This window comes from Micromonospora sp. NPDC000663 (assembly GCF_042898105.1).
Taxonomy (GTDB): Bacteria; Actinomycetota; Actinomycetes; order Mycobacteriales; family Micromonosporaceae; genus Micromonospora.
Map to the genome: position 1 here is coordinate 217,250 of NZ_JBIAYR010000005.1, position 20,785 is coordinate 238,034.

Sequence of the window (20,785 nt, forward strand, 5' to 3'; positions counted from 1 at the left end):
GTGCCTTCCCACCTCGCGCGCTGGACCGGCCTGGCCGGCTCGACGCTGCTCGCGATCTCCGCCTACCTCGGCGGCGCGTTTCCCGGCGGCCCGCTGCGCAGCACTCCGGTCAGCATCTGGCAGGGGCCCCACGGCCCGCTGATCCTCGCCGCCTGGGCGGTAGGCGCCGGCCTCATGGCGTACGCCTGGTGGGCTCTGCGCGACGGAGGCCCGTCGACGCGGTGGGCGCTGGTCACCGTGGGGCTCTGGCTGCTGCCGTTGCTCGTCGCGCCGCCGTTCGGCAGCCGCGACGTGTACGCGTACGCCTGCCAGGGCGCCAGCTTCGTCGGCGGCATCAGCCCGTACGAGCAGGGCGTCTCCGCGCTGCCCTGCCCCTGGCTGGACAGCGTGTCGGTGATCTGGCGCGACACCCCGGCGCCGTACGGGCCGCTCTTCGTGCTCATCGCGGGTGCGGTGGTCAAGATCACCGGCTCGTTGACCGCCAGCATCGTGCTGTTCCGAGCACTGTCGCTGATCGGCGTGGTGCTGACCGCGTGGGCGCTGCCCGCCCTGGCCCGCCGGGCCGGTGTGCCGCCCCAGCGGGCCGTGTGGCTGGCACTCGGATCCCCGCTCGTCGCCGCGCATCTGATCGGCGGCCCGCACAACGACGTGTTGATGCTCGCCGCGCTGGTCGGCGGGCTGGCCGTGGTGGCATCCCACCCGGGCCGTCGCGCCATGCTGCTGGTCGGCGGGTTGCTCCTGGGACTCGCGGTGGCGATCAAGGTGACCGCCGTGGTGGTGGTGCCGTTCGCCGCGCTGGCGGCCACCGCCGGACCGTACCGGCTCCGGACGCTGATCCGCGACGGCGGCTGGGTGGTCGCCGGCACTGCCGTGTCCGTCGTGGGGGTGACGGTCCTCGGCGGCCTGGACTTCGGCTGGGTCGGCGGACTCTCCCAGGGCGGCGCCGCCGTCGCCTGGACCTCCCCGTCGACAGCCGTCGGGCAGACCGTCGGCTATGTCGCGGCGCTGTTCGGCGGGCACATCGACGCGCTGCCGGTGACGCGCGGCATCGCCGTTGTCATCCTGGCCGTGCTGCTCGTCTGGCTCTGGTGGCGGGCCCGCACCCGCGACCCCCTGCACCACGCCGGCCTCGCGCTCGCCCTCACCGTCGCGCTCGCCCCAGTCGTGCACCCCTGGTACTGGACGTGGCCGCTGGTCGTGCTGGCCGCCACCGCCCGACGGACCGGATGGTTCATCGTCGTCGCGCTCGTCGCCTCGTTCCTGGTGCTGCCCGACGGCACCGGCCTGCCCCGCTACACCAAGACCGTCGGGGCGCCACTGATGACGCTGTTGGTGATCGTGCTTGTCGTCCGATTGGTACGGTCGGCTCGGGCGGCCCGCCAGCCGGTCGCCGTCGACTGGGGGAAGGTGCGCCGGTGACCGCTCCCGGTGCCTCTCCCGCCAGGTACGCGGGCCTGCTCGGCGCCGTTCTGCTCGCCGTGGCCGGCCGTCTCGGCGGGGCTCTGCCCGACGCCGTCCCGCTGGGCGTGACACCCCTGTCGATCTGGCGAGCCCCGAACGGCCCGGCCACGCTCACCTGCTGGCTGGCCGGCACCGCGCTGCTGGTCGGCGCATGGTGGTCACTGCGCGGGGGAGCACCGTCGACCCGGTGGGCGTACGTCACCGCCGGACTGTGGGCACTGCCACTGCTCGTCGCGCCACCCTTGGGCAGCCGGGACGTCTACTCGTACGCCTGCCAGGGCTGGACGTACGCGCACGGCGTCGACCCGTACGCCGTCGGGGTGGCCGCGGCCGGCTGCCCGTGGGTGGAGACGGTGGCGCCGATCTGGCGGGACACCCCGGCGCCGTACGGGCCGGTGTTCGTGCTGCTCGCCGCACTCGCGGTGCACCTCGGCGGCGGGCTCACCGGGACGCTGGTGCTGCTACGGGTCACCGCCGTGGCAGGGCTGCTGCTGGCCGCGATCTGCCTGCCCCGACTGGCCCGGGCGGCCGGAGTGCCGCCCCGGCGGGCGGTCTGGCTGCTGCTGGCCTGCCCGCTTGTCGGCGTACACCTGGTGGCCGGCGCGCACAACGACGCCGTGATGCTGGGCCTGCTGCTGTGCGGGCTGCTGATGGTGTTCCGTCGGCCCGGCCGGCCGGCGGCGCTGCTGCTCGCCGGGGCGCTGCTCGGTCTGGCGGTGACGGTGAAGGCAAGCGCCGTGGTGGTGGTGCCGTTCGCCGTGCTGGCCGGAGTGCGGGGCCGCTGCACCGTACGGGAGCTGCTGCGCGACGGCGGCTGGCTCGCCGGCGGGCTGCTCGGCGCGGTGCTTGCCGCGTCGGCGCTGTCCGGTCTCGGGTTCGGCTGGATCGGCGGGCTGACCCGCAGCGGCGACTCGGAGCAGTGGACCTCCCCGCCCACCGCCGTCGGATTCGTCGTGGACTACGCCGGCGAGCTGATCGGCCAGGACCCGCAGGTGGTGCAGGTGCTTCGGGCTGCCGCGCTGCTGCTGCTCGCGATCCTGCTGGTGGTGCTCTGGTGGCGGGCCTGGCGGGTGCTGCACGGATCCGACGACGCCCGGCGGGTCGACGGGGCGGGCGTCGCCGGGGCGCGGCTCGATGGGGCGGGCGTCGCCGGGGCGCGGCTCGATGGGGCGGGCGTCGCCGGGGCGCGGCTCGATGGGGCGTGGCTCGATGGGGCGCGGCTCGACGATGCGTGTGTCGCAGGGGAGCGGGTGGAGGTGGTGCGCTCCCGGGTGGCGCTGCACGGCGCGGCGCTGGCACTGGTCGCCACAGTGGTGCTGTCCCCGGTCTTCCACCCCTGGTACGCGACCTGGCCGCTGGCACTGCTCGCACTCACCGCCACCCGGACGACATGGTTCGTGCTGCCTGTCGCGGCGGCCGCCTTCCTGGTGCTGCCCGACGGCACCAACCTGGCCCGCTTCACCAAGGCCCCCGGCGCGCTGGCGATGACCGCCCTGGTCCTGGCCGTGCTCATCCTGCGCGTGTCCCGCCTCCGGCATACGTCGCGCGCGGCCCGCACCCCGCCCACCCCGCCCACTCCCACGGCCCCCGGGCCCCGCCCCGGTGATCATGAGGTTGACCTGTAACAAATCGGACGGAACGCCCCGCAGGCGGCGTGATCACCGCGCGGGAGTGGTCAAGGTCGTGCGGTGAGATCGGCAATTGAAGATCCGTGCAATATCGGGGATGTTGCTGCCTCCCGGACGTCTGAGGCAGCAACATCAGGGAAGTTGAGCTGATCTTGGGCGCGGGCGCGGGCGCGGGCGCGGGCGCGGGCGCGTGGCGCGTGGCGCGGAGGCGTGGGGCGTGGGCGCGTGGGCGCGTGGGCGCGTGGGCGCGTGGGGCGTGGGGCGTGGGGCGGGGCGCGTGCAGGCGCGGGGCGTGGGCGCGTGGGGCGTGGGGCGGGCGGAGGCGTGGGGCGTGGAGCGGGGCGCGTGCAGGCGCGGGGCGTGGGGGCGCGGGGCGTGGGCGCGTGGGGGCGCGGGCGTGTGTAGGCGTGGGCGCGTGGGGGAGCGGGGTGTGGAGACGGGCCGGGCCGGCTCCGCGTTTGCGAAGCCGGCCCGGGCCGTTCGAGCGGGTGACTGATCAGCAGTCGTAGCAGCTCAGCAGTCGTAGTACATGGCGAACTAACCGCGCATGGCGGCTGACCTGGGGGAGTTGCGTCGATCAAGCCCCTGAGCAGGTCATACGCCGTATATCAACTTTCATCGTTATTCACTGCTTCCAGGCGGCATCTGTACCCCTCGTGTACCTAATGATCATGGGGTGGGTTGTGTGCGAGCGGTTCCGACGGTGACCGGTGCGGCATCCCGTCGCGCAGGCTCCGCCCTGCCAGACCGCGCCGACCTGGTCCAGGTGGAGCGCCCCACTGGACGAACGACCTGGACCAGGTCGGCGCGGTCTGGTGGCCTCTGGTGGGCGACGGGTCCCCGGTCGCGGCCGAGGCATCCCAGAGTCGCCGAGGGTTCGGGGCGAGTAGCCCCGACCGCCGGAGGCCATCCCCGGGTCGTAGGGCCGGAGGCCCTACCCGCCGGAGGCGCTATTGCCAGTGCCGGCGGCCAACTCTTCGGACCCCGGTTCGGTGAGCCAGCCGTAGTCATAGTGGACTCTGTCCCAGCAGGCGGTTATCCACTCGCGCTTACGCTGGGACGATGTGCGCCACAGGTAGCGAAGCCCTTCGGCGAGGTTATGCCGCCTGCTCGGGTGGAGCAGCCCCGGCAAGTTGTGGCAGATGTCGGCCAACTCGTGGATCTGGTGGCGGCGCTTCGCGAGCGTTTCCGGCGATTGGTCCTCGATCGGGTGAGCGGACAGGGCGCGGATCCACAGGAAGGTGAGACTGAGCAACTCCGCAACGGCAGCTTCGGTCGCTTCCTGCGGTGGATCATCCATCGACATGGCGGGTGGCCTCCGTCGGCACAGTACCAACCGGCTCGTCCGTAGCCCGGAAAGCTGTAGGCCCCGGCGTCACCGTTGATCGGATGCCGCCGGGCTTCGGCGCGTCCGCTGGCCTCGCCGATGCCACCGCCGGACGGCCGGCGAAGGTGGCCGGCGAGCGGCCCGCAGGGCCGCCTTGAAGACGTATGGAAAGTTCTCACCGGCACTGCACTCGAACTGCTGGCCTCCGTCGACTGATGCGCGACAGTCGCACGCCAACTGAGCTGCGGCCTCCGCGCGGACGGCCGCATGTCAGTGAACCCGATCATGCGGGTGGTGTTCCGAACGCTATTGACGAATGATGAGGTGTCTGTGTGGCACGGGTAGCGAATTTAGAGCGCTTTGCGGCACGTGGATCTGCTGAAGTCCCGCAATGCCGCTGACGTTAGCGCCGGTGCTTAGGTTGCGTGGGGAACGTAGGATTAACCACGTCTTCAACAAGAATGGGTATCCGCACATGAAAAGCATGCTTGTGATCGGGGGAACGCTGGCCGGAGGCCTAGTCGTCGCGGCGGCATCCTGGCTGCTGCGCGACATCGACCCTTGGTGGAGCAACTTGCTTGCCAATATTGCGGTGGTGGCTTTCCTGCTTGCTCCGGGTGAGTATGTGCTCGCACGGTTGCGCACTGGGTTCGAGCGAATCGAGAAAGTCGCGGATCAGGCCAAGGTGACGGCAGATTTGGCCAAGAAGGCATCCGAGGAGACTGCGCGATCTCTTGAGGACGTTCGCCAGACCCTGATTGAAAATCAGCGACAAGAACATGAATCAGAGCTGGATATCTATCGCTCAATGACACAGGACCCGTCACGCGAAGCGCTACTTCGCGGCCTAAAGAACGCCACTGAGACCGGAATCATCACCCCTCTCGGCGTGCGATCTCCCATCTGGGAGACGAATCTTCATTATCGGTATGTGATTAGTGAACCTCATACCCTAGAAGTTCGCCTGGAGACGGATCGCGGCGACATAATTTCGTCGCACCGCTGGGAGGAAGGGGTGCCCGCAGAGGATTTTTATCAAGTCCTTGTGCGGGCGGTCAGAAAATCGGGCCACGACCTTGGGGTGGGCCTAAACGACCCCACGGAGTCGGTCCAGAGCCTCTCTGAGATGCTCATCGAAGTTACCCAGCTTCGATCACAGGAACTTCTTGGCCACCGGTCAACGCTTCGCCGGATCATTGAGCGGCTTGATGGCTGGTATTTCACCGAGCATAACGTCATCCCTGCAGACGACCTGCACTACTGCGTTGCCGTCGATAGACTAAATGAAATAGACTGGGAGGAACATCTCCGCCAGAAGGGATGGTGGCGAGCTGCTACTACAATTCCTTTTGCTCGACGGCTATATAGGGTCAACCAACCCCCAGACGCGAATCTACCAGGCCAAGTCTAGTGGCACCCGATCGCGAGACTCGACACGCTGATGTTGGCGGGCATGTGCGGCGGACTAGGTGCTGTTTTCGGGAATCTCGGCCGCGTTAGACAGCAAGCCAAGCGCAATCACCTCGGCAGATCAGTTCGGCGTCGACGCCTGCTGCGCCGCGAGGACGATGAAAAGTTGTCGTGGGCGGCTAGGCGAGATCGTCTAGGTCGTCTACGACGTGGATCCAGCCAGCTAGGTCAGCATATGCGCTTGAGTCGGGATACACGTCCGGAACCAGGTCATTGAACGCTCGCAGTAGGGGATAACCAAAGTCTGGCTCGACTGCGGCAATGTAACACGCCCAGCCCAATAGGCGATTCCGGTGCATCGCCTCGTCCTCGCCGCCGAACTCTGCCATATAGGTGTCGTAACCGAACTTTGAAATTTTGTGCAGGATCCATCGCATGCGGCGCTTTGTCTTTCGCGGGATCCGTGGGCCGCCCGACTCCCCGACGTACAAGCCGGTGACATATTGCGGCCCACCCCGGCGCATGAAGGCCGTCTTGCGTGTATTCACCGACCAGCCAGCGTCGTCGAGAATGCGCTCGATATCCACTAAATGACGGTCATTAACCTCGCCGGAAAAGGCTAGATCGTCCACATATCGAGTGAATGAAAGGCCCTCCGACTCCGCATACTCCGCAAGAGACCGGTCTGTGTCCCAGAAGACCAGGTTAGACAAGAAGGGTGACGTGCTTATCCCGGCTGGGAGCTTGCCGGCGATAGTAACGATGCTTACCGCAGTGTCCGCAGCCTTATCGCCATATCCCTGCGCTTCCAATGAAGCTCGCACCATTGCAGCTCTAATTGAGGGATAGAAGTCCTCCAGGTCTACGCGCAATACGCAGTCCTTTCCGAGGTGTTGGCGCGCGTTGCTGATCGTGGAGCGCCCACGGACGAATCCATGGACATGACCGGGGGGATCGTATGGCAACAAGTCCATGAAGCTTCGGTGCAGGTTTTTCGTGATGGCATCGAATTGATCGGCCGGCTTGAATATTTCGCGTATACCGCCGTGCTTCTTGCGTGATGTCCAGGAAAAATAGAGTCGTCCATCGCCAAGCGGAAGCGCCAAAGATAGTCGTTCCAGAACTTCCGCCGACACGCCTGCATGTTGCGCGAGATCATCAACCGAGAATGGCACTAATCACCCCGGGCGTCGGATTTTTGGCGGCAGGGTCGCACTCGCTATGCAAGGACTATCAAGCAACGCACGCGAACTCGCGCACAAGGTTGACTGCAACCCCACCGCAGGTCGCAGTATAGCACACGTCAATGAAGCGATTCCTTCCGGCTGGATATGCGCCCATCCTCAAAAGAATAGAGTAGAGAAATGGATGGCTCTATCTCGCGGAACGCTCTATAAGGCCAGTCTTTAGGGCTTACAGGGCGTTTTGCTTGAAGCCATCTGGCCACAGCCGACATGATGTAGTCGATTATGGCGACTGACATGTAGTCCGCCTTGGCGACCATAACTATCTTCAGCTCCGGCAAAGGCGCTACCTTGCCGAGCGTTTTATGCGCCCGACTGGTAGTGCTGCCGGGAAGCCGGCGAATAGTGGCACCCATGCCTTCGCTCTGCTCTATCATGCAGAGCAGCTCCGGTTTGTCACGATGCCGGATCAAGAGATCGCTTAACAGCTTTACGTACATGAACTCAATGCGCTCGGCTTCGGTATTGCCGGGAACGGCCGTCCGATCAGTGACAACTATATACGCTCTAAAGAAGAGAACGCGCATTAGCTCTAGGAATGGCCCGGAGACCTCCAGTGGGTCAGTTGCGCTGTGAAATCCATTCTTTCGGAATTCATCGAAACCCGGATGTCCGACAAAACTCCTCTTTGCGCATAGGCGCTTATACAGATCCCGGACCTGTTGCTCCACGTCATCTGCGTCGTCACCCAGTTCAACGGCACCGACGATCAACGGCTGGGAAGTATTTCCGTTCCCCGACTCGTCCATGACTAGCCTCACCGCATCGAGCCTTCCATTGGGTCGGGCCGCTGCGCCGTCGTGACCGTATGAATCGTCTCGCGGCAGCGAAAGTTGCGAGAGTTCACGTTCATCCAAATACGTTAGCTCTAGTTCTGTCATCAGTCACGTGCCGCTGCCCGCCGGCAGACTCCGCCTCACAAGTCCTAAGCCGCGGAGCACGGGCCCTTGTGGACGCCAAGAGGGGACGCTCGACCACATGAGGCCACCTGAGCGCAGGCGGGGTTGGCCTACTCATTGGCAAACCTGGTTACCCCGGCATCGGCTCAGTGGCGCACCTGTAGGAAACGCGGTCCTCGCTCCGACCACGCTGCGGGTGGTCTACACCTACCTCAGCTCGATGTTCGCCATGGCGGTGCGGGACCGGCTGATCTCGGCCAGCCCGTGCGACAAGGGCATCCGGCTTCCGCCGGTCAGCCGGGGGAGCCGGGTGCTTCCCACGGCGGAGCAGGTGCACGACCTGGCGCGTCTGCTTCCGGCCCGGTTGGCCGCCACTGTCTATCTCGCGGCCGGCTGCGGGCTGCGCCTGGGTGAAATCCTCGGCTTGGAGGTGGACGACATCGACTTCGACGTGCGGGAGGTGCACGTTCGACGCCAACTCAAGGTGCTCAAGGGCCGTCAACCGTTCCTCGGACCGGTCAAGACCAGCACCAGCGCCCGCACCGTCGAGCTGCCTGACGTCGTGGCGGTGGCGCTGCGTCAGCACCTGGCCGACGGCTGCGACGCGGTCGAGGTCGACGACGACACGGACCGTCGTCGGCCGGTCCGCCGGGCCGCACGCCTGCTATTCAAGGGTGCCGGCGGCGAGCCCGTCAACGCGGCTACCTTCTCGCGGACGTGGGCGAGTGCCCGGGAAGCGGTCGGCCTGCCGGCGCGGTGGGGGATTCACGGACTACGGCACTACTACGCGACGGTCCTGATCCACGCGGGCGCGTCGGTAAAGACGGTGCAGCTCGCGTTGGGGCACAGCACACCGACCATCACGCTCAACACGTACGTGCACGAGTGGCCGGACGTGCTCGACCGGACCCGGCTGCTCATCGACGGTGCGCTCGGTCAACACGAAACGGCGGCCACGCCGGCTGTGAGCCGGGCATGACCGCCGTCCGTGAGGTTGTACCCAACCTGTACCCAAGATCAGTAGTGATCCTGTTGGTGCAGGTCAGAGCCTTGATCAGGTTCAGCAGTCGTAGTACATGGCGAACTCGTGCGGGGTCGGGCGCAGGCGCACCGGGTCGACCTCGTTGGCGCGCTTCCAGTCGATCCAGGTGGAGATCAGGTCGGGGGTGAAGACGCCACCGTCGAGCAGGTAGTCGTGGTCGGCCTCCAGCGAGTCGAGCACTGCCGACAGGGAGCCCGGCACCTGCTTGACGTCGCCCCACTCCTCCGGCGGGAGGTCGTAGAGGTCCTTGTCGATAGGCGTCGGCGGCTCGATCTTGCTCTTGATGCCGTCCAGGCCGGCCATCATCATCGCCGAGAACGCGAGGTAGACGTTCGCCGACGGGTCCGGGACGCGGAACTCGACGCGCTTGGCCTTCGGGTTGCTGCCGGTCACCGGGATGCGGGTGCAGGCGGAGCGGTTGCGCTGCGAGTAGACCAGGTTGACAGGCGCCTCGAAGCCCGGCACCAGACGACGGTACGAGTTGATCGTCGGGTTGGTGAAGGCGAGCAGCGACGGCGCGTGGTGCAGCAGACCGCCGATGTACCAGCGGGCCATGTCGGACAGGCCGGCGTAGCCGGTCTCGTCGTAGAAGAGCGGCTCACCGTTGAGCCAGAGGCTCTGGTGGGTGTGCATGCCGGAGCCGTTGTCGCCGAACAGCGGCTTGGGCATGAAGGTGGCGGTCTTGCCGTTGGCCCAGGCCTCGTTCTTCACGATGTACTTGAAGAGCTGGAGCTGGTCACCGGCGTGCAGCAGGGTGGAGAACCGGTAGTTGATCTCGGACTGACCGGCGGTGCCCACCTCGTGGTGCGAACGTTCGACGCTGAAGCCGGTGTCGACGAGCCGGCGCACGATCGAGTCGCGCAGGTCGGCGTAGTGGTCGACCGGCGGCACGGGGAAGTAGCCGCCCTTGTACGCGGTCTTGTAACCGCGGTTGCCGCCCGGCTCCTCGCGGCCGGTGTTCCACGCGCCCTCGATCGAGTCGATGTAGTAGAACGACTGGTGGGCCGAGGTCTCGTGGCGGATCGAGTCGAAGATGTAGAACTCCGCCTCGGCGCCGAAGTAGGCGGTGTCGGCGATGCCGCTCGCCGCCAGGTACGCCTCGGCCTTCTTCGCCACGTTGCGGGGGTCGCGGCTGTACGCCTCGCGGGTGAACGGGTCGTGGATGAAGAAGTTGAGCGCGAGAGTCTTCTGCGCGCGGAACGGGTCGATGAAAGCGGTGGCGACATCCGGGAGCAGGAGCATGTCCGACTCGTGGATCGCCTGGAAACCGCGGATCGACGAACCGTCGAACGCGAGGCCGTCGGTGAAGAGGTCGTCGTTGACGGACTCGACCGGCAGGTTGAAGTGCTGCATCACGCCGGGCAGGTCACAGAAACGAACGTCGACGAACTTCACGTCCTCGTTCTTGAGGTATCGCAGCAGTTCCTCGGGGTTGGCGAACACACATCCTCCTGGCACGTCCACGGGGTGGCTAGGCTTCTGGCGACGCTATGGCCGGGGGGTTGCCCGGCCATGTCTCCTGTGTTTCTGCCGTGTTACGTCCCTCGCGGAGCGTCAGCGACGCCCCGTCCACGCTTCCGGCCCGCCGCGAGCGTCGTACCGGCTGTACCAGTGTAGTGACATCTGATGCCTTTGGTCCTGATCGGCACGGAGTGGTGGTGACGCCCTCGGGGCCGTCGTCAGGGGCGCGGATACCCTTGACCGCTGTGACCATTCCGCACGTCCCGGCAGCACCGGCCACCGATCCCACCTTCACCCCACCGAGCCTCGGCAAGCGGTTCGGGGCGCTGATCATCGACTGGGTGCTCTGCCTGCTGGTGTCGAACATCTTCGCCGACCCGGTGCGCGACGGCTGGGCCCCCGTGCTGGTGCTGGTCGTCGTGTACGGCCTCTTCCTTGGCCTGTTCGCCCAGACCCCGGGCATGTACATCACGAAGATCCGCTGCGTGAACTGGCACGACGGAGGCCGCATCGGGGTGCTCCGGGGACTGATCCGGGGCCTCCTGCTGGCCCTCGTCGTCCCCGCGCTGATCATGGACGAGCACCGTCGCGGCCTGCACGACAGGCTCGCCAACTCGGTCATCGCCGAGGCACCGCGCGGCTGAGCCTGCCTCGACGACCCCAAGATCGCGCTCGATCACTGATGTAGTGGCATCGCCACGTCGCTGAGGCCACTACGTCCTGGTTCGAGCACGATCTTGGGGTCGTCGAGCCCTCGCGGCTACCCGCCTGGGCGCACGTCATCAAGATTCGCGCAACATCAGGGATGTTGGCGCCTCCCGCACGGCGGAGACAGCAACATCGGGGAAGTTGCGGAGATCTTGACGCGAGGACGCGAGGACGCGAGGACGCGAGGACGCGAGGCGCGAAGCGCGCGGGGCGTGAGGCGTGAGGCGCGAGGCGCGAAGGGCGCGGGGCGTGAGGCGAGGCGCGAAGGACGCGAGGCAAGAAGGGCGCGAGGGCGGCGGGACCGTCCGCGTTCGACGTCACGACGAGAAGAGCCGGATCCGCACGGGTCCGGCTCTTTCGCGTACACCTGGGGGGTCAGCGGCCCCGCGACTGGCGGAACGCGCCAGGCGGCCGCATGTTCTTCGGGATCGCGCCCTTGGGCATCTGCGGGCGGGCGGTGAGGGCCTTGAGCCGCTTGTCGAGCGAGTTGACGTCCTTGCCGGAGAGGGCGCGGGGCAGGCGCAGCAGCGTCGTGCGCAGCTTGCGGATGGGCAGCTCGCCCTCGTCCTGGCCGATCACGTAGTCGTGCAGGGGCGCCGAGCCGATCACCTTGGACAGCCGCCGCTTCTCCTGCCCGAGCAGACCCCGCACCCGCTGCGGGTTGCCCTCGGCGAGCAGGATCACGCCCGGCCGGCCGATCACCAGGTGGACCATGTCCATCTGGGTGGTGGAGCTGACCGCCGGGGTCACCCGCCAGTCGCCGCGCATGTTCTCCATGATCTGCGCTGCCGCGCCGGGCTGCCCCTCGGCGGCGTTCATCATCGCCCGGTTGGACCGCAGGTTGAGCACGATCAGCACCGCGAGCAGGATGAACAGGATGCCGATCGGCAGCCAGATCCAGCTCCAGAGGATGACCGCGACCACGGTGAGGGCGAGCGGGATGAGCACCGCGGCGGCGACCAGCGGCGCGAACCACCGGTCCTGCTTGGCGGTGAACTGGAACACCATCCCGATCTGCTTCAGCCGCTGGCCGAACGAGACCTTCTCCTGGGGCTTTGCCATGCCGCAGAGTCTAGTGGTCGCCGTCCGCCCCGTTGATCCGCGTCCGGGTGCCGGGGGACTGAGTACCTTACGTCGCCTCAGCCGCCCGGGCGGGGCGGGTAAGGAGGGTGGCGCCGGGGAAGATGAGGCGCTGTGCCCATGCCCGGGTGGGGCCTTCGCGCGGAGAGTCATCGGCAGAAGATGACAACGCCACGAAGGAGCCTGACATGTTCGGCAACGACGCGGAATTCCTGCTCTCCCTGCACCGTACGCACGCCGCCGAGCTGCGCGCCGAGGTGGCCGCGGACCGGCTCGCCCGCGCGGTGTCGCAGCGGCCGGGCCGTACCTGGTTGGGTCGCCGCCAGCCGGCCCGCCGCACCGACGCCCGCCGGTGACGGCGCCCGCCCCGGCCACGGCTCCTGCCGTGCCGGCCGGTCCACCGCAGTCCACCCCGCCGCTCGGCCACCCGCCGAGCGGCGGGGCCGTTGATGGCGGCCGTTCTGGCATGCTCGTTCCCGTGACCGTACGCGCCGCCAGCTCCGTCCTCGTCGGCCGCCACCGCGAGTTGGCGGCGCTGCGCGACGCGCTGGCCCGGGTACGCGCGGGTGAGCCGAGCACCGTGCTGGTCGGTGGCGAGGCGGGCGTGGGCAAGACCCGGCTGCTGGAGGAGTTCGCCGGCGGGGCCACCGGCGCCGGGGCGCGGGTGCTGGTCGGCCAGTGCCTGGAGCTGGGCGAGGCGGGTCTGCCGTTCGCCCCGTTCGCCGCCGCCCTGCGGACGGTGCTGCGCGTCGACGGCCCGGAGGTCTTCGCCGGGTACGAGGCGGAGTTCGCCCGGCTGCTGCCGGAGCTGGGCCGGGTGACGGCCGAGCGTGCCGCGCCCAACGCCACGTCGCTCGGCGACGCCCCGCGTGGCTACCTGTTCGACCTGGTCGCCGAGCTGTTCCAGCGGCTCGCCGACGCCCGGCCGCTGGTGCTGCTGATCGAGGACCTGCACTGGGCGGACCGCTCCACCCGCGACCTGATCGGCTTCCTGGTCCGGGCGGCCCGGCCGGGGCGGCTGCTGCTGGTCTGCACCTACCGGACCGACGAGTTGCAGCGCGGCCACCCGTTGCGGCCGTTCCTCGCCGAACTGGATCGCGTCCGGGGCGTGCAGCGGGTCGACCTGGGCCGGCTGGACCGCGACGGCACCGGCGCGATCCTCGCCGACCTGCTCGGCGCCGAGCCGCTCGCCCGCGCCGTCGACGACGTCCACGAACGCACCCAGGGCAACCCGTTCTTCATCGAGGAGCTGGCGGTGGCCGGCGACCCGGTCGGTTGCGCGGCGCTGCCCGAGACACTGCGGGACCTGCTGCTCGCGCGGGTGGACCGGCTTCCCGAACCGGCCCAGCGGGTGCTGCGGATCGCCGCGGCCGGCGGCACCCGGTTCGCCCACGACCTGCTCGCCGAGGTCGCCGGGCTGCCCGAGACCGAGCTGGAGGACGCGCTGCGCGCCGCCGTCGCCGCCCAGCTGGTGGTGGCGAACCCCGACGGCGACTACGAGTTCCGGCACGCCCTGGTCCGCGAGGCCGTACACGACGAGTTGCTGCCCGGGGAGCACGCCCGGCTGCACGCCCGCTTCGCGGCGGCCATCGAGGCGCAGCCGCAGCTGGTCGCCGCCGGCCGCGCACCGGCCGAGATCGCCCACCACTGGTACGCCGCGCACGACCACCCGCGTGCCCTGGTCGCCGCGTTGGCCGCGGCGGGCGCGGCCGCCGACAGGTACGCGTACGCCGAGCAACGCCGGCTGCTGGAACGGGCGCTTGAGTTGTGGGAGCTGGTGCCCGACGCCGCCGACCTGCTCGGCATGGACCACCTGGCGCTGCTGGAGCAGACGGTGGACGCCGCGGTCATCGCGGGCGACTTCAGCCGGGCGATCACGCTGACCCGGGCCGGACTGGCCGAGGTGGACGCCGATGCCGCGCCGCTGCGCGCCGCCCGACTGCTGGACCAGCGGGGCCGGATGCTGGCCCTGCTCGGCAAGAGCGACGGCAGGCGCGAGCTCGATGAGGCGTACCGGCTGGCGGCCGGTGGGCCGGAGGGCGTCGAGCGGGTCCGGCTGCTCGCCGACATCGCCACCCACCTGGTCAAGATCGATCCTGAGCAGGCGGCCCGGGTGGCCGCCGAGGCCGCCACGGACGCCGAGGCGCTCGGCGCGGAACCGGCGCTGCTGGCGACCCGGATCGCCCTGCTCTGCCACGGTGAACGGGACCTGGAGCAGGGGCTCACGGAGCTGACCCGCGCCGAGGCGGCCGCCCGCGCGTCAGGTGACGTGCCGACCCTGGTGCTCGCCAAGGTGTTCCAGTCGGACATGCTCTGCGAGCTGGGCCGCTACGGCGAATCCGCCGAGGCCGCCGAGGCCGGGGTGGCCGAGGCCCGACGGGTGGGAATCAGCCGCTCGACCGGGGCGTACCTGCTGTCCAACCGGGCCGAGGCGCTCATCGCGTTGGGCAGGTGGGACGAGGCCGAGGCGGTGTGCGCGGAGGCCGCCCGGATCGACCTGTCCGGCGTCACCGGGCTGCACTGGCTCCAGTTGGGCGCCGGGCTGCGGCTGGCCCGGGCACACCCTGCCGCCGACGAACTGGTCGACCGGGCGCTGGCCTTCCTCAGCCGGCCCTACCTGTGGCCGAACCACCGACTGCCGCTGCACGAGTTGGCGATCGAGTCGGCGCTGGCGGCCGACGACAAGATCGAGGCGGTCCGGGCAGCCCGCGTCGCGGTGGCCGACGAGCGGCTGCCGCAACTGCCCCGCGAGGGCTGGCCGGTGCTCAGCGCCGTCGCCCGTACCGCCGCCCGGGTGGGTGACCGGGAACTGGCAGGCGCCGTCGCCGCGCTCGCCGCCGACCTGCCCGCCCGGCATCCGGCGGCACGGGCGCACGCAGCCCAGGTCACCGCCCTGCTGGCGGCCGGCGATCAGGTGCTGCCGGCCTGGCGGACGGCGGTGCGGGCGTGGCGGGCCGACGGGCAGCCGTACCCGCTCGGTCGGGCGTTGCTCGCCCTCGCCGAGGCGGCCGCCGGAGCGGGGGAGCGGGACGAGGCGGCGGCGGCCGTCACCGAGGCCGCGGACATCGCCCGACGGCTGGGCGCCGCGCCGCTGGCCGAAGCGGCAGCGACCCTGGCGCGGCGGGTCGGCCTGCGGGGCACGGGTCAGGGCGGGGCCGGCGCCGATCTGCTGACCGCCCGGGAGCGGGAGGTGCTGCGGCTGGTCGCCGAGGGCCACAGCAACAGCCGGATCGCCGAGCGGCTGTTCATCTCCCCGAAGACGGCGAGCGTGCACGTCTCGCGGATCATCGCGAAACTCGACGTGACCAACCGGACGGAGGCAGCCGCCCTGGCCCACCGCCTCGGCCTGCTCGCCGAGCCGCACTGACGCCTTGCCGCACACGCCGGGCCGCGCTGACACCGGGTCGCGCGCTGACCCCCGGCGGGGTCAGCGCGGCAGGTAGATCCGCCAGCCCTCGATGGTGACCAGCTCCAGGCTGCCCGCTGCCGTTCCGAGCCGCTCGTCGAGCCGGGCCGCCAACGGGGATCCGGTGGGAGCGACAAAGGCCGGGGCCGGCGCCGCGTCCACCTCCCGCCGGTACGCCGGGTAGCGGTCGAAGCCCTGGCGCAGCGTGTCGTCGACGACCGCGCAGACGATCCGTTCGTCGCTGGCGAAGGTGAGCCGGTTGCACGTCCAGTAGCCGGCGCGTACGTGCCGTACGCCGAGGTCGCCCAGGGTGGCCACCAGCTCGTCGTGGCGGGCCTCGGCGGCCCGGCTCGCCGGTGCGGTCCGCGCCTCCTGCCAGGTGGCGTACGTGGCGGTGCCCAGCGTGGCGGCGAGCAGGACGACCGCGACCGGTCGGACAATCCTCGGGCCGTCGCGTAGAGCCGTCCACGCCGGCCAGAGCAGCGCCGGCAGGGAGAGGAGCAGGCAGGACAGGTAGCGGGAACTCTCCACAGGGGTCCGCCCGGCGGCGCTGCTCACCGTGTACGCGACAAGGGTGGCCACCGCGGCCAGCACCAGCGCCAACCGGATCGCCCCCGCCACCCGGAGTTGAGCGCCGGTCCGGCGGCGCATCGTCCACCAGGCCGTCGCGGCGGCGGCGACCAGCAGCACCGGCAGGGCGTACGACCACCACAGTTGCCAGGTGGCGCACCGCCCCGGAGCGCAGAAGCCCATGCCCAGCGACGGTCCCAGCAGCAGGCCGCCGTGCAGCCGGTCCGCCCAGCCGGCGGAGGCGTCCGCACCGCCGGCGGCGAGGACCGCGTGCACCGGGTTCCGCCCGGTCGACAGGCTGTGCAGCAGCAGCGGGGCCGCCCCCAGCACGGCAGCCGCCCCGAGCAGCGCTCCGGCGGCACCGCGCAGCTCCCGGTGGCAGAACCCGACGAGCGCCACCCCGGTCGCCGCCACGTACGGCAGCACGAGCGGGTCGACCCAGAGCATCAGGCCGGCCAGGAACCCCCACCCGGCCCACCGCGCCAGCCGCCATCCCGGCCGGCCGGCGGCCAGATCCACCGCGAGGACGGCAAGCGCCACCCCGGCCGCGTTCATCTCGGGGTAGCCGCCACCGGCGATCAGCTGGTTCTTGACCACCCGGTCCGAGCCCAGCGCCAGCAGCACCACCACCAGCAGCCCGAACCAGCGGTCCCCGGTCAGCCGCAGCGTCAACCGCCACGTCAACAACAGGAACAGCACGTACAGCGCGAGGGTGGGCAGCCGCAGGCCGAACAGCGACGGGCCGCCGGCCAGCGCGAACACCGGCGCGGCCAGGTACGCCTCGAGGGTGCCCATGTACTGCTGGCCGTAGAACCAGACAGGGAAACCCTCGCCCCGGGAGATGTGCAGCGCGGCCAGCCCCATGGTGGCCTCGTCGCTGTTCGTCGGCGGCGCGGCGTTGACCAGCAACCAGAGCCGGTAACCCACCCCGGCGAGCACGGCCAACGCGGTGAGCCAGCCGACCAGCTTTGAGCGCGTACCCGGCCGCGGGCGCGGGGAGTCCGCGCCGCGCGGCTGTTCGCGTACGCCGACGGTCATCGCACGATCATGGCACTCGGACGCCGCACGGCCCGTGCGGCGCTGCCGGCGGGTCAGCCGGCGGTGGTGACGGCCGCCCCGGCGCGGGCGTCGAGCGCCTGCCGGTAGAGCCGGCCCGCCCGGTACGACGAACGCACCAGCGGCCCGCTCATCACCCCGGCGAAGCCGATCTCCTCGGCCTCCTCGCGCAGCTCCACGAACTCCTCCGGCTTGACCCAGCGGGTCACCGGGTGGTGCCGGGGCGACGGGCGAAGGTACTGCGTGATGGTGATCAGCTCGCAGCCGGCCTCGTGCAGGTCGCGAAGCGCCTGCGACACCTCGGCCCGCTCCTCGCCCATGCCCAGGATCAGGTTGCTCTTGGTGACCAGGCCGTCGGCGCGGGCCTGCCGGATGACGTCCAGCGAGCGGTCGTAGCGGAACGCCGGCCGGATGCGCTTGAAGATGCGCGGCACGGTCTCCACGTTGTGCGCCAGCACCTCCGGGCGGGAGCCGAAGACCTCGGCCAACTGCTCGGGGACGGCGTTGAAGTCGGGGATCAGCAGCTCGACGCCGCAGCCGGGCTGGAGGGCGTGGATCTGTCGGACGGTCTCGGCGTACAGCCACGCGCCGCCGTCGGGCAGGTCGTCGCGGGCGACACCGGTGATGGTGGCGTAGCGCAGGCCCATCGAGACGACCGACTCGGCGACCCGGCGCGGCTCGTCGGCGTCGAACTCGGCAGGCTTGCCGGTGTCGATCTGGCAGAAGTCGCAGCGCCTGGTGCACTGGTCGCCACCGATGAGGAAGGTGGCCTCACGGTCTTCCCAGCACTCGTAGATGTTGGGGCAGCCGGCCTCCTGGCAGACGGTGTGCAGCCCCTCGCGCGAGACGAGCCCGCGCAGCTGGGTGTACTCCGGCCCCATCTTGGCCTTGACCTTGATCCATGGAGGTTTGCGCTCGATCGGCGTCTCGGCGTTGCGCGCCTCGATGCGCAGCAGCCGGCGCCCCTCGGGGGCGGCTGTTGCGGTACGCGCTGCCTGGCCGGTCGTCGGCGCGGAGTGCTCGATCGTCACGAAAACGAGCCTACGCCGGACGGCCGTCGTCTATGTGCGTCAGGCGACCGGCGTCACGCCGTGAGCCTTGTGACGCCGGCCACCGCGCTGCCGAAAATTCGCGTCACACGCGCCGGCTCCGGTGCTACGGTCACCGCCAACAGCGACGACGGAGCCGAGTAGCGCGCCGACCCGCCAGTGCAGAGAGCCGCCGGTGCTGAGAGGCGGTCTGGCGCCGGTGTGCGAAGACCCTCCCGAGCTGCGGGCAGAACGGCGAAACGCCTAGTAGAGCCCGCCCGGCTGGCCCCGGTCATCAGGCGACGAACGAGGCTCCCGCTTCGGCGGGGGTGAAGGTGTGGTGGCACCGCGAGGTTCCCGCTCGCCCACACCTCCCTGGGGCTGATGCGACGCTTCGCTTCCCCAGGGCGGCGAAGGCGTGGCGATCGACCGAGGAGCAGCCCGCCATGCAACGAACCCTGTCCCACCACCTGCCCACCCGGATCGGCACGACAGTGCGGATCGCCGGTTGGGTGCACCGCCGCCGACTGCTCAAGTCGGTGGCCTTCCTGATCGTGCGCGACGCCACCGGCCTCGCCCAGGTGGTCGTCACCGACCCGGCCGTCCGCGCCGAGCTGGAGAAACTCCCCGAGGAGACGGTCGTCGAGGTCACCGCGACGGTCACCGCGAACGAAACGGCGCCCGCCGGGGTCGAGCTGACCGACCCGACGGTACGTCCACTGGGGCCGCCCGCCGTGCCGCCACCGTTCGACCTGTACCGGTCGGCGCTGACCGCTAGCCTGCCCACCCAGCTCGACAACGCGCCCACCGCGCTGCGGCACCCCACCCGGTCGGCGGCGTTGCGGATCTCGGCGGCGGCGGTGGCCGGCTTCCGGGCCGCCCTGGACACCCGGGACTTCGTTGAGATCCACACACCGAAGGTGGTCAACTCCAGCACCGAGAGCGGAGCGAACGTGTTCGCGCTGGACTGGTTCGGCCGGCCCGCGTACCTGGCCCAGTCACCGCAGTTCTACAAGCAGCTGATGGTCGGCGTCTTCGAACGTGTCTACGAGGTGGGGCCGGTCTTCCGGGCCGAGCCGCACGACACCGTCCGGCACCTCGCCCAGTACACGTCGCTCGACGCGGAACTGGGCTTCATCGCCGACCACCGGGACGTGATGCGGGTGCTGCGCGACGCGGTGGCCGGGATGCTCGACGCGGTCAGCGGGCGGGCCGGCGCCGCCCTGGCGACGCTCGGCGTCACGCCGCCGCAGGTGCCGGCGCAGATCCCGGCGGTGCACTTCACCGAGGCGCTGACGATCGCCGGCGCGCCCGCCGACGAGCCGGACCTCGCGCCCGCCCACGAACGGGCGCTGGGCGAGTGGGCCCGGCGCGAACACGGATCGGACTTCCTCTTCGTCACCGGCTACCCGATGGCGAAGCGGCCCTTCTACACCCACCCGGACCCGGAGCGGCCCGCGTACTCGAACGGTTTTGACCTGCTCTTTCGCGGCGTCGAGCTGGTCACCGGCGGGCAGCGGCTGCACCGGCACGCCGACTACCTGGCGGCGTTGGCCGCGCGAGGTGAGCCGGTCGAGCCGGTCGCCGCGTATGTGGAGGCGTTCCGGCACGGCATGCCACCGCACGGCGGTTTCGCGATCGGCCTGGAACGGTTCGTGGCCCGCCTGGTCGGCGCGGCCAACATCCGGGAGGTCACCGCGTTCCCGCGCGACCTGCACCGGCTGACGCCGTGACGGCTGCGGCCTCCGGCGGTGGCGCCGAGGGCCGCCCGCGTCAGACCTCGACGAGGGTGGAGAGTCGTCGCTCGACCACCGGCAGCACGTCGGCGACGGTGATCGGGCGGTCCAGCTCGGCGGTGAGCGAGGTGACGCCGGCGTCCCGGATGCCGCACGGCACGATCCGGTCGAAGGACGTCAGGTCGCAGTCACAGTTGATCGAGAAGCCGTGCAGGGTGACGCCCCGGGCCACCCGGATGCCGATGGCGGCCACCTTGCGGGCCGGCCCCCGGTCGTCGGCGGGCACCCAGACCCCGCTGCGCCCCTCGACCCGGCCGGCGGTCAGCCCGAACTCGGCGCAGACGTCGATGAGCAGCTCTTCGGTCCGGCGCACGTAGGCGACCACGTCCACCGGGTCGGGAAGGCGCAGGATCGGGTAGCCGACGAGTTGGCCCGGCCCGTGCCAGGTGATCTTGCCGCCGCGGTCCACGTCGACGACCGGAGTGCCGTCCATCGGCCGGTCCCACGGCTCGGTGCGCTTGCCCGCGGTGTAGACGCTCGGGTGCTCCAGCAACAGCACCGTGTCGCCGCGCTCGCCGGCCACCACCGACTCGTGCAGGCGTCGCTGCTCGTCCCAGGCGGCCTGGTAGTCCAGCAGGCCGGCACGAACGGCCGTCAGGCCGGGGGTCGTCGTCGTCACGGCGTCAAGCCTAGTCCCGCCGACGGCCGCGATCCCCGGTGAGCCGCCTC

General features: G+C 70.1%; 16 protein-coding genes. 8 read left to right on the forward strand and 8 right to left on the reverse strand.

The window, feature by feature from the left end; genetic code table 11:
* Both mptB (ACFY1S_RS19560) and mptB (ACFY1S_RS19565) read left to right on the forward strand, forming a co-directional pair.
* Entirely contained in the window at positions 1 to 1,419 is a 1,419-nt protein-coding gene (gene mptB / locus ACFY1S_RS19560; RefSeq protein ID WP_387119813.1) for a polyprenol phosphomannose-dependent alpha 1,6 mannosyltransferase MptB, read from the forward strand.
* Entirely contained in the window at positions 1,416 to 3,086 is a 1,671-nt protein-coding gene (gene mptB, locus ACFY1S_RS19565; protein ID WP_387119816.1) for a polyprenol phosphomannose-dependent alpha 1,6 mannosyltransferase MptB, read from the forward strand. Before mptB (ACFY1S_RS19560) ends, mptB (ACFY1S_RS19565) begins: the two co-directional genes overlap by 4 nt.
* A 937-nt stretch (positions 3,087 to 4,023) precedes the next feature.
* Here mptB (ACFY1S_RS19565) and ACFY1S_RS19570 read toward each other — a convergent pair.
* Entirely contained in the window at positions 4,024 to 4,395 is a 372-nt protein-coding gene (locus ACFY1S_RS19570; RefSeq protein ID WP_387119819.1) for a hypothetical protein, read from the reverse strand.
* A gap of 496 nt (positions 4,396 to 4,891) precedes the next feature.
* Between ACFY1S_RS19570 and ACFY1S_RS19575 the strand changes: the two genes are divergently transcribed.
* Complete coding sequence (locus ACFY1S_RS19575; RefSeq protein ID WP_387119821.1) at positions 4,892 to 5,827, forward strand: hypothetical protein; 936 nt, start codon at positions 4,892 to 4,894, stop codon at positions 5,825 to 5,827.
* Between the two features lie 178 nt (positions 5,828 to 6,005).
* On the opposite strand, the gene ACFY1S_RS19580 is transcribed toward ACFY1S_RS19575, so the two are convergent.
* Together ACFY1S_RS19580 and ACFY1S_RS19585 are read right to left on the reverse strand one after the other, a co-directional pair.
* On the reverse strand, positions 6,006 to 7,001 hold the full coding sequence (locus tag ACFY1S_RS19580) for a reverse transcriptase family protein (protein ID WP_387119824.1): 996 nt from the start codon (positions 6,999 to 7,001) through the stop codon (positions 6,006 to 6,008).
* A 128-nt stretch (positions 7,002 to 7,129) separates the two neighbouring features.
* Positions 7,130 to 7,951: a hypothetical protein gene (locus ACFY1S_RS19585; protein WP_387119827.1), complete on the reverse strand. Its 822-nt coding sequence runs from the start codon at positions 7,949 to 7,951 to the stop codon at positions 7,130 to 7,132.
* A 214-nt stretch (positions 7,952 to 8,165) separates the two neighbouring features.
* Here ACFY1S_RS19585 and ACFY1S_RS19590 point away from each other — a divergent pair, with 214 nt between their 5' ends.
* Positions 8,166 to 8,948: a tyrosine-type recombinase/integrase gene (locus ACFY1S_RS19590; protein ID WP_387119830.1), complete on the forward strand. Its 783-nt coding sequence runs from the start codon at positions 8,166 to 8,168 to the stop codon at positions 8,946 to 8,948.
* Between the two features lie 81 nt (positions 8,949 to 9,029).
* Here ACFY1S_RS19590 and glnA read toward each other — a convergent pair whose 3' ends face one another.
* Complete coding sequence (gene glnA / locus ACFY1S_RS19595; protein ID WP_387119832.1) at positions 9,030 to 10,454, reverse strand: type I glutamate--ammonia ligase; 1,425 nt, start codon at positions 10,452 to 10,454, stop codon at positions 9,030 to 9,032.
* Between the two features lie 263 nt (positions 10,455 to 10,717).
* On the opposite strand from glnA, the gene ACFY1S_RS19600 reads away from it, so the two are divergent.
* Positions 10,718 to 11,116: an RDD family protein gene (locus tag ACFY1S_RS19600; protein WP_387119834.1), complete on the forward strand. Its 399-nt coding sequence runs from the start codon at positions 10,718 to 10,720 to the stop codon at positions 11,114 to 11,116.
* A gap of 439 nt (positions 11,117 to 11,555) precedes the next feature.
* On the opposite strand, the gene ACFY1S_RS19605 is transcribed toward ACFY1S_RS19600, so the two are convergent.
* Positions 11,556 to 12,242, reverse strand: coding sequence for a DUF4191 domain-containing protein (locus ACFY1S_RS19605; protein WP_364362497.1), 687 nt, complete (start codon positions 12,240 to 12,242; stop codon positions 11,556 to 11,558).
* Between the two features lie 206 nt (positions 12,243 to 12,448).
* Here ACFY1S_RS19605 and ACFY1S_RS19610 point away from each other — a divergent pair, with 206 nt between their 5' ends.
* Both ACFY1S_RS19610 and ACFY1S_RS19615 read left to right on the forward strand, forming a co-directional pair.
* A complete protein-coding gene (locus ACFY1S_RS19610; protein WP_387119838.1) occupies positions 12,449 to 12,616 on the forward strand; it encodes a hypothetical protein in 168 nt (55 codons plus the stop codon).
* Between the two features lie 122 nt (positions 12,617 to 12,738).
* Positions 12,739 to 15,627 carry an AAA family ATPase gene (locus tag ACFY1S_RS19615; RefSeq protein WP_387119841.1) on the forward strand — a complete coding sequence of 963 codons (2,889 nt, stop codon included), beginning with the start codon at positions 12,739 to 12,741 and terminating at the stop codon, positions 15,625 to 15,627.
* A 60-nt stretch (positions 15,628 to 15,687) separates the two neighbouring features.
* Here the strand turns inward: ACFY1S_RS19615 and ACFY1S_RS19620 are convergent, their stop codons facing one another.
* Together ACFY1S_RS19620 and lipA are read right to left on the reverse strand one after the other, a co-directional pair.
* The gene (locus tag ACFY1S_RS19620; protein ID WP_387119844.1) at positions 15,688 to 17,274 is read right to left on the reverse strand and encodes a hypothetical protein; all 1,587 of its coding nucleotides are present in this window, start codon (positions 17,272 to 17,274) and stop codon (positions 15,688 to 15,690) included.
* A 53-nt stretch (positions 17,275 to 17,327) separates the two neighbouring features.
* Positions 17,328 to 18,323 (reverse strand): lipoyl synthase, encoded by a 996-nt coding sequence (gene lipA, locus ACFY1S_RS19625; protein WP_139583263.1) that lies wholly within the window; start codon positions 18,321 to 18,323, stop codon positions 17,328 to 17,330.
* A gap of 443 nt (positions 18,324 to 18,766) precedes the next feature.
* Here lipA and aspS point away from each other — a divergent pair, with 443 nt between their 5' ends.
* Positions 18,767 to 20,053 carry an aspartate--tRNA(Asn) ligase gene (aspS, locus tag ACFY1S_RS19630; RefSeq protein WP_387119847.1) on the forward strand — a complete coding sequence of 429 codons (1,287 nt, stop codon included), beginning with the start codon at positions 18,767 to 18,769 and terminating at the stop codon, positions 20,051 to 20,053.
* A gap of 40 nt (positions 20,054 to 20,093) precedes the next feature.
* Here aspS and lipB read toward each other — a convergent pair whose 3' ends face one another.
* Positions 20,094 to 20,735, reverse strand: a complete 642-nt coding sequence (lipB, locus tag ACFY1S_RS19635; protein WP_387119849.1) for a lipoyl(octanoyl) transferase LipB — start codon at positions 20,733 to 20,735, stop codon at positions 20,094 to 20,096.
* Between the last annotated feature and the right edge of the window lie 50 nt (positions 20,736 to 20,785).